Genomic DNA, 12,972 nt, shown 5'->3' with positions numbered 1-12,972 from the left:
CACGCCCCCGATCACACGGCCGTGGCGACCACCAGACGGCAGCGCGGGGTGCCGTCCGCGCGGCGCCCCACCTCCGGCAGCTCACGCAGCTCCACAGAGAACCCCCCGCGGATCAGCTCCTCGCGGACCGCGGAGAGCTTGAAGTCCCGGTAGTACATGACGAATTGGGGCCGCCACACCGCGTTCCGCACCCGCATCGCCGAGTCGAAGGCGAGCAGTGCCCAGTAACCCGCCGAGCCGGGGCGGGGCGGCGCCGCGATCGGGAACGCGAACCGGCCGCCGGGCCGCAGCACCGAGCGGACCTGGGCGAACAGGCCCGGCCGCTCCCGGGGCAGGAAGTGCCCGAACGCGCCGAAGCTGACGACGAGGTCGAAGGCCGCCGAGAACGGGAGCGCGCGGGCATCGGCCCGCACCCAGTCCGTACGACCGGCGACGTCGGCACGGGCCCGGCCCACCTCAAGCATCCCCGCACTGAAGTCGACCCCCACGACCCGCTCGCGGCACACCTGCCGCAGCACGTCCAGGCCCGCACCCGTGCCGCAGCACAGGTCGAGCCCGTAGTCGACGGGGCCGAGCTCACTCAGCGCATGCGCGACGGCGTCCAGAACGACATCGGGCGTCCGGTACGGAGTGAGGTCGAACTTCGGCGCCAGCAGGTCGTAGCCGTGCTCGACCGACGACAGCGCCTGAACGGCGAGTTCACGGACGGTGGGGCCCTGGGGAGCGAACATCGCCCTCAGCATAGGGGCGGTACACAGCGAGCCTGGTCAGCGCGGGGGCGCGACGCCACCGGTCGCCGAATCCGCGTATCCATGGATAACCTCGGAAAAGGTTACGAATTGGCCTATTGGGGAGTCGGCCGAGACGGGAGAAACCATCGTGAAATCCACTCTGAGCAACCGCTGTGCCCGGATGGCAGCAGTGGGTGCCCTGTCCTTCGCCCTGGTGGCCGGTGGAGCCACGGGAATCGCGACCGCCGCCACGCCCAAACCGACGCCGAGCGGCAGCAAGCACGCCTCGGCGGCGACGAGTTCGCTGACCATCAGGGCCAGCAAGACCGACGTCAAGGTGGGCGACACGGTCACCTTCACCGGCCGGTCGAAGGGCCTGGCCATAGGCAGCAAGGTCGTGCTCCAGCACAAGAACAAGGGCAAGTGGACGACCCTGCAGCCCAGCACCACCATCAAGCAGGGCAGCAGTTACTCACTGGACCACAAGTTCACCGCCAAGGCCAAGGAAGAGCTGCGGGTCATGGACGGCACGACCACGTCGCCGACGGTGACCGTCACCGTGAAGTGACGGCCACCGCACTCCGGCGACGCCGGAACTAGCCGATCTTCAGCTCACCCATCTCGCTCCATCCCGCCGCACCCTCGATCGTCGTGCTGACGATGTCGGGAGTGCGGCGCAGGAGCGGGCGCATCGTCTCCATGGCGGCCCTGAAGTGGTCGGAGTCCACATGGGCCTCGCCCGCGCCGTCCTGGAACGCCTCGACGAGGACGTACGTGTTCGGGTCCTCCAGGCTGCGGGACCACTCGTACCAGAGGTTGCCCGGCTCGGCCCGGGTCGCGCTGGTGAAGTCCGCGACGTGCTGGGGCCACTCCTCGGCGTACTCGGGCTTCACGGCGAACTTGACGCAAATAAAGATCATCCAGACATTCTAAGCAGGCGCGTGCATAAGCGTTGCCTAAGCGTCGCCGTGCCGTACAGGCGTGGCCCGTGCGTGGTTAATCGCTCGGCGCTGCGCATAGGCCGGGGGTACTGTTGCCGCCGCCAAGCAGTCCTCCGCCCGCCGAACCCCAGGTGAGACCCATTACCGCACTTCCCCACTCCGCCGTCGTCACGCGGCTGCGCGCCGCCGGCTGTGTCTTCGCCGAGGACGAGGCGGAACTGCTGCTGTCGACCGCACGTACCCCGGCCGAGCTCGACGCCATGGTGCGGCGCCGGGCCGAGGGGCTGCCGCTCGAACACGTCCTGGGCTGGGCGGAGTTCCGGGGGGTGCGGGTCGAGGTGGACCCGGGGGTGTTCGTGCCCCGGCGGCGTACAGAATTCCTGGTCGAGCAGGCCGTGGCGCGCGCCGGGCCGGGCGCGGTCGTGGTCGATCTGTGCTGCGGCTCGGGCGCGTTGGGCGCGGCGCTCGTCGCGGGGATCGGGCGCGCCGAACTGCACGCGGCGGACATCGATCCGGTGGCCGTGGCCTGCGCCCGGCGCAACGTCGGCGCCGCCGGGGGCCACGTCTACGAGGGCGACCTCTTCGCGCCGCTGCCCGCCGCACTGCGCGGCCGGGTGGACATCCTGCTCGCCAATGTCCCGTACGTACCGACCGAGGAGATCGAACTGCTCCCCTCGGAGGCACGCGTCCATGAGGCGCGGGTCGCGCTCGACGGCGGCGGCGACGGGCTCGACGTGCTGCGGCGGGTCACCGCCGAGGCGGCCGGGTGGCTGGCGCCGGGCGGGCATCTGCTCTTCGAGACGAGCGAGCGCCAGGTGCCGACCGCCGTCGAGACGGTGACCCGGGGCGGCCTGGTGCCGCGCGTGACGACCTGCGACGAGCTGTACGCCACGGTCGTCATCGCGACCAGACCCTGAAATCCGTCAGCGCAGGCTCACGCCATCCAGAAGAAGACCGCCGTCATCCGGCTGTCCTCCATGGTGCTCCCCCAGTAATTGGTCGCGCTGTGGATCATGTTGGCGCTGTACAGGAGCAGCCGGTTGTACTTGTGCGCGACGCGGACGTCCTCGGTGAAGGAGTTCGGCGGCACGAACCGGGTGCCGAGCGCCTCGGCCAGGTTGTTGTGCGGGGCCGCCACCTGGTTGCCGCCGAGGACGCCGCCGGGCAGGCTCTGCCGGAAGAAACTCGTACCGCAGTCCTTCGGCACATCGGGGTTGAGATAGAGCACCGCGGCGTACCGGCACAGCGCCCGTGAGTCGGTGTGCGGGCGCTGCTCGCTCTCGTCCTTGCCGACGACCTGGACGCAGTTGTGGTTGAGGGTGGCGCCGCCCGGTGCCTGCTGGAGCCAGAGCTCGCGGGCACCGGTCGACTTCCTCACCAGCCGCTCCACCCGGCCGAGTTCGGCGGGTTCCAGACCGGGCATGGTGCGCATGCCGGGCCAGGTCTCGGGCTTGCGGGGGTATCCCTCGACCCAGTCGTCCTTGGCCAGACAGCGCGCGCGGACCTCGTCGACATTGGGCAGGACGTCGTCGAGGACCCAATAGTCCCGGCCGAGCGTGGGTTTGCGATAGGGGAGCACCGGGAGTGCGGAAGGGTTGGGGGGCATATCGCCGAACCTACTTCCGTAACCCCCGGTCGCCGTGCGCGACTTGGTCAACCTTGCGTCAAGGGGCGGCGAAACACTTCCCGTGACGAATGGCGCATTGCGGGGACTTCCTCATGGGAGGTCCCCGCAATGGCAAAGGCAGCACCAATTCCCCGCCAGGAGCGGGCCCGGAGAGGGTCAGGCCTTGCGGCCGACGCCGCCGAACATGGCCACCTCGTCCGGCTCCGGCGCCGACGTGTCCTCGGGCCGCCACCGCGAGCACGAGACGACACCCGGCTCCAGGATCTCCAGGCCGTCGAAGAAGCGGGCGGTCTGCTCCGGGGTGCGCTGGGTGAGCTTGGGCGTGCCGTGCTCGTTCCAGAACGCCACGGCCTCGTCGACGTCCGGCATGTCCGGGTGGGTGACGGTGTGCGAGAGCACCAGGAAGCTGCCGGGGGCGAGCGCGTCCATCAGGTTGCGCACCAGGCCGTACGCCTGCTCGTCGTCCCCGATGAAGATGACGACGCCGAGCAGCATCAGCGCGACCGGCTGGCTCAAGTCCAGGGTCTTGGCGGCGTGTTCCAGGATGGAGTCCACGTCGCGCAGATCCGCGTCGAGGTAGTCGGTGCGGCCCTCGGGCGTGCTGGTCAGCAGGGCGCGGGCGTGCGCGAGCACCAGCGGGTCGTTGTCGACGTAGACGATCCGGGACTCCGGCGCGATCCGCTGGGCCACCTCATGGGTGTTGTCGGCGGTGGGCAGACCGGTGCCGATGTCGAGGAACTGGCGGATGCCCCGGTCGGCGACGAGGTGGCGCACGGCGCGGCCGAGGAAGAGCCGGTCGGCGCGGGCGTAGTCGCCGATGCCCGGGTGGAGCTCGCGGATCTGGTCGCCGACCGCCCGGTCGACCTCGTAGTTGTCCTTGCCGCCCAGCCAGTAGTTCCAGATCCGGGCGGTGTGCGGCTGGGCGGTGTTGATCCTGCTCCGGACGTGCTCGGGAGCATCGAGGTGTGCCGGGTTGTCGGTCACGGGCGTCGTCTCCTGGGGGCCTGGTGGACTGTCAATGATCAGCCTAGATGGCCAAGTTGAGCCGTGTCGCCGATACCCCTCCCCCGCCTGCCCGAACTCCGGGTGTACGGATGACGTCATCGGCGCGCCTGCCGGGTTCCCGGGCGAAGTGACCCCCAGTCTCATACGATCATGGCTGAACGGTTCCGCTCCTCAGCCACCCCCGTATCCATGGAGGTCAACCGTGACCAGGACGGCTCACCGTATCCGTACATCCGCCACCGCCACAGCAGCCGCGGCAGTGCTGTTCGCGGTCGCCGGCTGCTCTTCGTCGGGCGGCGGCTCCGGGGAGGCCGCGGGCGGTGTTCCGGTGGTCAAGAAGGGCAAGCTGACCACCTGCACCCATCTGCCGTATCCGCCCTTCCAGTCGGAGCAGAACGGCAAGGTCGTGGGGTTCGACGTGTCCCTCATCGACCTCGTGGCCAAGAACCTCAAGGTCGAACAGAAGATCCTCGACACTCCGTTCGAGAACTTCAAGACCGGCGCCTTCCTCAACTCGGGCCAGTGCGACCTCGCCGCCGCCGGTATGACCATCACCGACGAGCGCAAGAAGAACGTCGACTTCTCCATGCCCTACTTCGACGCCACCCAGGCGCTGCTCGCCACCAAGAAGAGCGGGGTCACCTCGCTCGCCGACCTCAAGGCCAAGGGCAAGAAGCTCGGCGCCCAGGCCGAGACCACCGGCGAGAGCTACGCCAAGGGCAAGGGCTTCAACCCGGTCGCCTTCGAGAGCTCGGACGCGGTGCTCAACGGGCTGCGCACCGGCCAGGTCGACGCCGTCATCATCGACTACCCGGTCGTCCAGGGCTGGCTCAAGAACAAGGCCAACGCCGACGAGTTCGCGCTCGGCGAGAACATCTCGACCGGTGAGCAGTACGGCTTCTCGGTCAAGAAGGGCAACACCAAGCTGCTCGACGCCATCAACAAGGCCATCACGGACGCCAAGGCGGACGGCACGTACAACAAGCTGTACGAGGAGTGGATCGGCCCGCTTCCCAAGGCCCGGTCGTGACGTCCCGCCTGACGAGGCGTCAGCGCAGGCGCGTCTCGCAGGGCATCCAGTACGCCGTCTTCCTCGGCGTGCTGATCACCATCGGTGTGCTGGCCGACTGGGGCAGGCTGCAGAACCAGTTCGCGCAGCCGGACCTCATCCGCAAGCTCTTCCCGGACATCATCACCACCGCCCTGCGCAACACCGTCGTCTACACCCTCTCCGGTTTCGTCTTCGGCCTGGTGCTCGGTCTGGTGGTCGCGCTGATGCGGCTGTCGTCGGTGGCGCCCTACCGCTGGGTCGCGAGCATCTACATCGAGCTGTTCCGGGGACTGCCCGCCCTGCTGATCTTCATCTTCGTGGGGGTGGCGGTCCCGCTGGCGTTCCCCGGCACGGAGATCCCCGGCGGTACGTACGGAAAGGTCGCCCTCGGACTCGGTCTGGTCGCCGCCGCCTATATGGCCGAGACGATCCGGGCGGGCATCCAGGCGGTGCCCAAGGGCCAGATGGAGGCGGCCCGCTCGCTGGGGTTCTCGCACGCGCGGGCCATGGTCTCGGTGATCATCCCGCAGGCGTTCCGTATCGTCATCCCGCCGCTGACCAACGAACTGGTGCTGCTCTTCAAGGACTCCTCGCTCGTGCTGTTCCTCGGGGTCACCCTGGAGGAGCGGGAGCTCACCAAGTACGGCCGCGACCTGGCCAGCGAGAGCGCCAACTCGACCCCGATCCTGGTCGCCGGGCTGTGCTACCTGATAGTGACCGTGCCCCTGAGCTTCGTGGTGCGCCGCCTAGAGGCCCGCGCCGACCGGGCGAGGTGAGGAAGCGATGCCACAGAACGAGATCGAGATCCGCGGGCTGCGCAAGTCGTTCGGCGACAACGAGGTGCTGCGCGGCATCGACCTGGAGGTCGCCCGGGGCGAGGTGGTGTGCGTCATCGGCCCCTCCGGCTCCGGCAAGTCGACGCTGCTGCGGTGCGTCAACCTGCTGGAGGAGCCGAGCGCGGGCCAGGTGTACGTGGGCGGCACCGAGGTCACCGACCTGGACGTCGACATCGACGCGGTGCGCCGCCGTATCGGCATGGTCTTCCAGCAGTTCAACCTCTTCCCGCACATCACGGTCACCGAGAACCTGATCCTGCCGCAGCGCCGGGTGCTGCGCCGGGACAAGGTGAAGGCGGCGGCCGTCGCCCGGGAGAACCTGGACCGGGTGGGGCTCGCCGAGAAGGCCGACGCGTATCCGGCGCAGCTCTCCGGCGGCCAGCAGCAGCGGGTCGCCATCGCCCGGGCGCTCGCCATGGGCCCCGAGGTGATGCTCTTCGACGAGCCGACCTCGGCGCTCGACCCGGAGCTCGTCGGCGATGTCCTCGCGGTGATGCGGGTGCTTGCGGGCGAGGGCATGACGATGATGGTCGTCACCCATGAGATGAGCTTCGCCCGCGAGGTCGCCGACCGGGTGGTGTTCATGGACGGCGGCGTGATCGTCGAGCAGGGCCCGGCGGCGCAGGTGGTCGGCGCCCCGCGCGAGGAGCGGACCAGGAACTTCCTCAACCGCATCCTCGACCCGTCGGCCGCGGACCGGCCGACGTCGCATCTGCCCCCGGAGGACAGCTGATCTGCGATACGTGAGCGGCGCCCGCCCCGGCGGTCCGGGGGCGGGCGCCGCCCGCTGTCGCCGGGTCAGGACCCGGCGACAGCGTCCGCCATGGCGACCGAGACCAGCGTGAAGAGCCGGGCGTTCTGATACAGCGTCAGATTGCGGTCCTTGGCGACCCGCGCGGTCGTGTCGAGCGGCTGCCCCGGCGGCTTGAAGGTGCCGTTGGCGTCATTGGCCCAGAACCAGGCGGCCGCCCCTTCGAAACCGAACCCGTAGTTGATCGCCTTGAGGTACGGGTCGGAGGCCATGGTGTGCCGGCGCAGCTGGTACGAGCTCTCCGCGTCGTAGATCGCGGTGTTCATCATGGCGGCGGCCCGGGTGATCGGGCCGGGTGCGCCACCGGCGGTGCGGAACGCGCCGAGCAGCACGTCGTTCCCGTACTGCACGGGGTCGCCGGTGCAGTGCAGGGGCCGCCACCGCAAGGCGCGAAAAGGGGTGGATCGGTAGAATTCACCCCATGGGTCACCCCATGGGAGAGCGGTCGGCCGTACCGACGGCGCCCGAACTCGTCCTGGAGACCGACACCGGCTCCACGGTGATGAGTCCGAGCCGGGACTATCACGTCGGGCGCGACCCCCTCAGCGAGATCGTCATCGACGACGCGCGCGTGTCCTGGCACCACGCCGTACTGCGCGCCGAGGCAGGCCACTGGACCGTCGAGGACGAGGACAGCACCAACGGAACGTACGCCGACGGCCGGCGCGTCCACGCGTGGGACGTCGGCCCGGGCAGCGAGATCCGGTTCGGCAGCCCCGCCGACGGCCCGCGCGCCGTCCTGGTGGGCCGCGCACCGCCCGTCCACGCCCCGGAGCGGCTTTCGGCCGTCTCCATGCCATCCGCGACGGGCGCCTTCCGGCAGCCGACGTCGGTGCGCCCGCTGCCCGCCAAGACCGTACGGATCGGCCGCGCCGTCGACAACGACCTCGTCGTCGACGACCTGGTGGTCTCGCGTCGGCACGCGGAACTGCGCGCGCACCCGGACGGCGGCTACGAGATCGTCGACCTCGGCAGCCACAACGGCACCTTCCTCAACGGCCAGCCCGTCGCCCGCGCCCGGGTCGCGCCGGGCGACATCGTCGGCGTCGGCCACTCGGCGTTCTGCCTGGTCGGCGACGAGCTCCAGGAATATGTGGACACCGGCGAGGTCTCGCTCGATGTGCAGGACCTGACGGTCGCCGTGGACCGGGGCCGTAAGACCTTGCTCGACAACGTGTCGTTCCCGGTCGGCGAGAAGTGCCTGCTCGCCGTCGTCGGCCCCAGCGGCGCCGGAAAGTCGACCCTGCTGAACGCCCTGACCGGCCAGCGGCCCGCCGACCGGGGCACGGTCCTCTACGACGGCCGCGACCTCTACCGCGACTACGCGGAGCTGCGCCAGCGCATCGGCCTCGTCCCGCAGGACGACATCCTGCACGCCCAGCTGACCGTCCGCCGGGCGCTTGGCTACGCCGCCGAACTGCGCTTTCCGCAGGACACCGCCAAGGCCGAGCGCCGCGCCCGGGTCGACCAGGTCATCGGCGAACTCGGCCTGGAGCAGCGCGCGGCCCAGCCCATCCACAGCCTCTCCGGCGGCCAGCGCAAACGCGTCAGCGTCGCCCTGGAACTGCTCACCAAGCCGTCCCTGCTCTTCCTGGACGAGCCCACCTCCGGCCTCGACCCCGGCATGGACCGCTCGGTGATGCACATGCTGCGAGGGCTCGCGGACGACGGCCGTACGGTCATCGTGGTCACGCACAGTGTCCTCAGCCTCGACGTCTGCGACCGGCTGCTGGTGCTCGCGCCCGGCGGCCGGATCGCGTACTACGGGCCGCCGCGCGAGACCCTGCCGTTCTTCGGCTTCGCCGAGTGGCCGGAGGCGTTCGAGGCCTTCGAGCGGGACCGCGACCGCGACTGGGCGGGCGAGTACGACGGCTCGCCGCTGCACCGGCGTTACGTCGTCGCCGCCAGCGCCCAGCCGCACCTCGACGGGGCCGTGCCCGCCCGGACCGTGGGACCGCCGCCGAAGGCCCAGAGCTGGGGCGCCCAGCTGCGCACTCTCGTACGCCGGTACGCGGCCGCGCTCGGCGCCGACCGGACGTTCCTCGCCATCATGATCGCGCTGCCCTTCGTGATGGGCGCCATGGCGAGAGCGCTGGCGGGCGGCGAGCTGACCCGCGAGACCGCGATGAACGCGCTGCTCATCCTGTGTGTCGGCGGTGTGCTCACGGGAGCCGCCAACGCGGTACGGGAGCTGGTCAAGGAGCGGGTGATCTATCAGCGCGAACGGGCGGTCGGCCTGTCCAGATCGGCGTATCTGATGTCCAAGGTGGTGGTCCTGGGGACGGTCACCGTGCTCCAGGCCGTCGTCCTGACCCTGGTCGGCCTGTTCGGCGTACGGCTCAACGCACCCAGCGGCAAGGGCGTGCTCATGCCGCCGCTGGTGGAGATCACGGCGGCGGTGGCCCTGCTGGCGTTCACGGCGATGATGCTCGGCCTGCTCGTCTCGGCCCTGGTGCGCAAGGAAGAGGTCACGATGCCGCTGCTGGTGCTGCTCGCCATCGTCCAAGTGGTCTTCTGCGGCGCGCTGTTGAAGCTCCACGGCGTGCCGGGCATCGAGCAGCTGGCGTGGCTGGTGCCGTCGCGCTGGGCGCTGGGCGCGATGGCGGGCACGATCGGGCTGGCCAGGATCCTGCCGGGCGACCTGACCGGCGACCCGCTGTTCCAACACGACACGGGCGTGTGGCTGCTCAACATGGGCATGCTGGTGGCCCTTTCCGTACTGTTCGGCTTCGCGGTCGCGCGCCTGCTGCGGCGCCACGAGCCGTCCGTGATGCGGAAGTAGGCGGCCACGATGACCGCTCCGGTCGACTTCCGCCCCACGCACGTCGTCCCGCCCGGCGGGCTCTCGGCCTGGGAGAGCCCGGACCCGGGGCGCCCCACGGTTCCGCTGGACGCGCTGCTGCCCGTACGGCTGGCCGAGCGGCACGGCGACTGGGCGCGGATCGTGTGCGCCAACGACTGGTCGGCGTGGGTGGACGGCCGCCTCCTGGTCGCCGTCCCGCAGGATCCGCCGGTCCCGGGTGCGCCCCTGGCCCGTACGGCGGACCCGCGACCGCTCCTCGCCCGGGCCCAGGACATGATGATCCGCTACCGCAGCGCGGCGGAGGAGCTGGCCGCGGGCCGCCTCGACGGCGAGTCGTTCCGGCAGCACACCCAGGGACTGCGGGTCGGCATGATCGTCGACGGCGAGGCGGTGTGGCTGTACGACGCGGAGCACGAGCGGTGGGTGTACTGCGACGGGACGCGGCTCAGCACGTATGCGACGACGGGACGGCCATCGGGGACTGGTGAGTCGTCTCCCGACTCCGCCGTGGGCCCGACCGACGCCACCCGGATCGTCGGGCCCGGTGACGTGTGATGGCTCCCGACGGTGTGTACACCGGGCGGCCCTCCGACCTCATCGGGCGGAAGATCGCCGGGTACCGGGTCGAGGCGGAGATCGGGCGCGGCGGGATGGCCGTGGTCTACCGGGCCCGTGACCTGCGGCTCGACCGCACGGTCGCGCTGAAGCTGCTCGCACCCGAACTGGCCCGCAACGACACGTTCCGGCAGCGCTTCACGCACGAGTCACGGGTGGCCGCCGCGATCGACCATCCGCACATCGTGCCGATCTTCGAGGCGGGCGAGACGGATGGCGTGCTGTACATCGCCATGCGATACGTCTCGGGGCGCGACCTGCGCGCGCTGCTCGACCAGGAGGGCCCGCTGCCGCTGCCGACGGCGGCCCGTATCGCGGCGCAGGTGGCGTCGGCGCTCGACGCGGCGCATGCGCACGACCTCGTCCACCGGGACGTCAAACCCGGCAACATCCTGGTGGCCCCGGGCACCGACAGCGAGCACCCCGAGCACGTCTACCTCACCGACTTCGGGCTGACCAAGAAGTCGCTGTCGCTGACCGGGTTCACTACGGTCGGCCAGTTCGTCGGCACGCTCGATTATGTGGCCCCGGAGCAGATCTCCGGGCGTCCGGTGGACGGCCGTTGCGATGTGTACAGCCTCGCGTGCGTGGTGTACGAGATGTTGGCGGGGGCGCCGCCGTTCCGGCGGGACGACGACATGGCGCTGCTGTGGGCGCATCAGTACGATCGGCCGCCGGCGCTCACCGAGAGCCGTCCGCAGCTCGCGGGGGCGGTGGATGGGGTCATGGCCAAGGCGCTGGCCAAGCTGCCGGAGGATCGGTACGGGTCTTGTCTTGCGTTCGTCTCTGCGTTGCGGGCCGCTGCCGTCGGCTCTGCGGGCGGGGGCCATGCGCCGACCCAGGTCGATCTTCGGGTCGTTGCTGCGCCGGAGGCTGTGGAGCCGCCGCCTCAGCCTCCGGAGTGGGCTCGGGCTGTGTTTATCGCGCCCCGGCACTGAGTGCGCCGCTGGTCGTTTGGGTGCGGGTTGTGTGTGGCTTGTCGCGCAGTTCCCCGCGCCCCTGAATCGCGCTGCCAGACGTTGAGCCCGGGCCGACCACGCGCCGTGCGCCTAGAGGGTGCTGCCCGACGTTGGGGCCTCGTCGACCACTGGGGCCACCTCACCTCTCCGGCGTACGCCTCTCGCCAGCAGGCTCCCCAGGAAGCCCGCCACCAACCCCCACATCACCGCGAGACCCATCGCTCGCCACACGTGGGGCTGTAGGGACACCTGGCCCGCGAGGCCGCCGCCGATGTCGCCGATTCCCAGCAGGGACAGGCCGTAGTGGGCGGAGATCCGGGACAGGAGGCAGACGGCGAGGACGGTGAGGGCGAGGGCGATCGCCAGGTGCAGGGCGTGTTGCCAGGAGCGTACGTAGGCCGGGGAGCGGGCGGCCATCAGGAATCCCGCGCCCAGGACCAGCAGCGCGGCCACCACGAGCAGCCACCACACCCGGCCGTCGTGGTCGGCCAGGGTGCGCAGGTTCAGGGTGGAGAGGTCCGGCGTACGCAGCACCTCGTCCAGGACGTGCGGCATGGGCAGTCCGAACGGGCCGTCCACCCGGCCCTCCCACGAGGCGCCGAGCCCGAGGGTGAGCGCGAGCCAGACGAGGTTCGGCAGGCCGAGCAGGATCACGGCGAACGTCTCGGCCGTGTGCCCCCTGGCCACGGCGACGATGAGGCCGACCACCAACCCGATCAGGACATAGGCCAGGAGCAGGGCGACCATCGCGAAGGCGGCCGGGCGTACCGACTCCTGGAAACGCAGCAGTTGGGCGGGGAGCGGGGCCTTGCGCGAGACCAGCAGGGCCAGGAAGAGCAGGCCCGCGAGCCAGCACAGCCCGAAGAACAGCGTGGGCCACACCTCGGCCTCGAACCCGACCTTGGGCGTGGCGCCGAGGAGGTCGCCGATGTCGCCGATGGTGCCACCGAGCCCGATCGCGAACCGGTGGCGGGCCAGGAACGACAGGCCGAGCAGCGCGAGCAGCCACAGCACGGCGACCCGGGCGGCCCAGAGGGCCAGCTCGCGGGCGCCCGCGACGGCCCGGTGCCGCAGGGGCCGCAGGAATCCGGCGGCGATCACCAGCGCGCCGACGAGCGTGACCGAGAGCGGCAGCACGGTCAGCCCGGCGTGCGTATCGGCGAGCACACCGGCGTCGCCCTTGACGGCGACGGAACCGCCAACCGCCATCACCAGGACCGCCCCCACGACCTGCGGGAACGCATTGTCGGGCAGATCCCCCGCACCGGCCGCGAGCAGGCCGAGCGCGGCGACGACCGCCATGGCGACCAGCCCGCCGAGCACCGCCACGAACGCCTCGCCCCAGCCGTGGCGGGCGCGTCCTGGCTTCGCGGACGTATCCGGCGGTGTCTCCTGGCTCACGTCTGTCACGCTAAGCAGCCGCGGCGAGTACCGCCCGTCATGGAGGGCCGACCGCGTCGGCTTGCGGGCGCGGCGGGCCCGGTACACACAATGGGCAGGCCGAGGACGAACCGGATGTCATACGTGATTCCCCCCGCCGTCGTACGGAGGCGTCCCGTTCGTCCCTGTGGCGCGCGCCCCGCGTCCCCGCAG

The 12,972-nt window shown here is 70.7% G+C and carries 14 protein-coding genes; 8 read left to right on the top strand and 6 right to left on the bottom strand.

Translation table 11 applies throughout. The annotated features are described in order from the left end of the window. Window positions 1-11: 11 nt before the first annotated feature. On the bottom strand, window positions 12-731 hold the full coding sequence (locus ACT1U9_RS28395) for a class I SAM-dependent methyltransferase (RefSeq protein WP_444535462.1): 720 nt from the start codon (window positions 729-731) through the stop codon (window positions 12-14). A 148-nt stretch (window positions 732-879) separates the two neighbouring features. Here ACT1U9_RS28395 and ACT1U9_RS28390 point away from each other — a divergent pair, with 148 nt between their 5' ends. Beyond that, the gene (locus ACT1U9_RS28390; protein WP_444535461.1) at window positions 880-1,299 is read left to right on the top strand and encodes a hypothetical protein; all 420 of its coding nucleotides are present in this window, start codon (window positions 880-882) and stop codon (window positions 1,297-1,299) included. A 28-nt stretch (window positions 1,300-1,327) separates the two neighbouring features. On the opposite strand, the gene ACT1U9_RS28385 is transcribed toward ACT1U9_RS28390, so the two are convergent. Beyond that, window positions 1,328-1,651, bottom strand: coding sequence for a putative quinol monooxygenase (locus ACT1U9_RS28385; RefSeq protein ID WP_444535460.1), 324 nt, complete (start codon window positions 1,649-1,651; stop codon window positions 1,328-1,330). Window positions 1,652-1,812: 161 nt separating this feature from the next. Between ACT1U9_RS28385 and ACT1U9_RS28380 the strand changes: the two genes are divergently transcribed. Next, on the top strand, window positions 1,813-2,589 hold the full coding sequence (locus tag ACT1U9_RS28380; RefSeq protein ID WP_444539272.1) for a putative protein N(5)-glutamine methyltransferase: 777 nt from the start codon (window positions 1,813-1,815) through the stop codon (window positions 2,587-2,589). 17 nt (window positions 2,590-2,606) lie between these two features. On the opposite strand, the gene ACT1U9_RS28375 is transcribed toward ACT1U9_RS28380, so the two are convergent. Both ACT1U9_RS28375 and ACT1U9_RS28370 read right to left on the bottom strand, forming a co-directional pair. Further along, complete coding sequence (locus tag ACT1U9_RS28375) at window positions 2,607-3,278, bottom strand: DUF6445 family protein (RefSeq protein ID WP_444535459.1); 672 nt, start codon at window positions 3,276-3,278, stop codon at window positions 2,607-2,609. 177 nt (window positions 3,279-3,455) lie between these two features. Further along, a complete protein-coding gene (locus tag ACT1U9_RS28370) occupies window positions 3,456-4,283 on the bottom strand; it encodes an SAM-dependent methyltransferase (RefSeq protein WP_444535458.1) in 828 nt (275 codons plus the stop codon). 223 nt (window positions 4,284-4,506) lie between these two features. On the opposite strand from ACT1U9_RS28370, the gene ACT1U9_RS28365 reads away from it, so the two are divergent. From ACT1U9_RS28365 to ACT1U9_RS28355, 3 genes are read left to right on the top strand one after another with little or no spacing between them, the layout of a single operon-like run. Beyond that, entirely contained in the window at window positions 4,507-5,334 is an 828-nt protein-coding gene (locus ACT1U9_RS28365) for a transporter substrate-binding domain-containing protein (RefSeq protein WP_444535457.1), read from the top strand. Continuing rightward, window positions 5,331-6,131 (top strand): amino acid ABC transporter permease, encoded by an 801-nt coding sequence (locus ACT1U9_RS28360; protein WP_444535456.1) that lies wholly within the window; start codon window positions 5,331-5,333, stop codon window positions 6,129-6,131. Before ACT1U9_RS28365 ends, ACT1U9_RS28360 begins: the two co-directional genes overlap by 4 nt. A gap of 7 nt (window positions 6,132-6,138) precedes the next feature. After that, window positions 6,139-6,924 (top strand): amino acid ABC transporter ATP-binding protein, encoded by a 786-nt coding sequence (locus ACT1U9_RS28355; RefSeq protein WP_444535455.1) that lies wholly within the window; start codon window positions 6,139-6,141, stop codon window positions 6,922-6,924. 65 nt (window positions 6,925-6,989) lie between these two features. Here the strand turns inward: ACT1U9_RS28355 and ACT1U9_RS28350 are convergent, their stop codons facing one another. Continuing rightward, a complete protein-coding gene (locus tag ACT1U9_RS28350; protein WP_444535454.1) occupies window positions 6,990-7,388 on the bottom strand; it encodes a hypothetical protein in 399 nt (132 codons plus the stop codon). A gap of 47 nt (window positions 7,389-7,435) precedes the next feature. Here ACT1U9_RS28350 and ACT1U9_RS28345 point away from each other — a divergent pair, with 47 nt between their 5' ends. Genes ACT1U9_RS28345 through ACT1U9_RS28335 form a run of 3 tightly spaced genes read left to right on the top strand, consistent with a single transcriptional unit; the run spans window position 7,436 to window position 11,358 of the window. Continuing rightward, window positions 7,436-9,784 (top strand): FHA domain-containing protein, encoded by a 2,349-nt coding sequence (locus ACT1U9_RS28345; protein ID WP_444539271.1) that lies wholly within the window; start codon window positions 7,436-7,438, stop codon window positions 9,782-9,784. 9 nt (window positions 9,785-9,793) lie between these two features. Beyond that, a complete protein-coding gene (locus ACT1U9_RS28340) occupies window positions 9,794-10,360 on the top strand; it encodes a hypothetical protein (RefSeq protein WP_444535453.1) in 567 nt (188 codons plus the stop codon). Further along, the gene (locus ACT1U9_RS28335; protein WP_444535452.1) at window positions 10,360-11,358 is read left to right on the top strand and encodes a serine/threonine-protein kinase; all 999 of its coding nucleotides are present in this window, start codon (window positions 10,360-10,362) and stop codon (window positions 11,356-11,358) included. Before ACT1U9_RS28340 ends, ACT1U9_RS28335 begins: the two co-directional genes overlap by 1 nt. 111 nt (window positions 11,359-11,469) lie before the next feature. Here ACT1U9_RS28335 and ACT1U9_RS28330 read toward each other — a convergent pair whose 3' ends face one another. Next, window positions 11,470-12,780, bottom strand: a complete 1,311-nt coding sequence (locus ACT1U9_RS28330; protein ID WP_444535451.1) for a streptophobe family protein — start codon at window positions 12,778-12,780, stop codon at window positions 11,470-11,472. Window positions 12,781-12,972 lie beyond the last annotated feature (192 nt).

Origin of the sequence: Streptomyces sp. BR1 (assembly GCF_052373795.1) — a bacterium.
In the GTDB taxonomy this organism is placed as follows: Bacteria; Actinomycetota; Actinomycetes; order Streptomycetales; family Streptomycetaceae; genus Streptomyces.
Note: the sequence above shows the minus strand (reverse complement) of the source record. Positions and strands in the feature narration are given on the sequence as shown.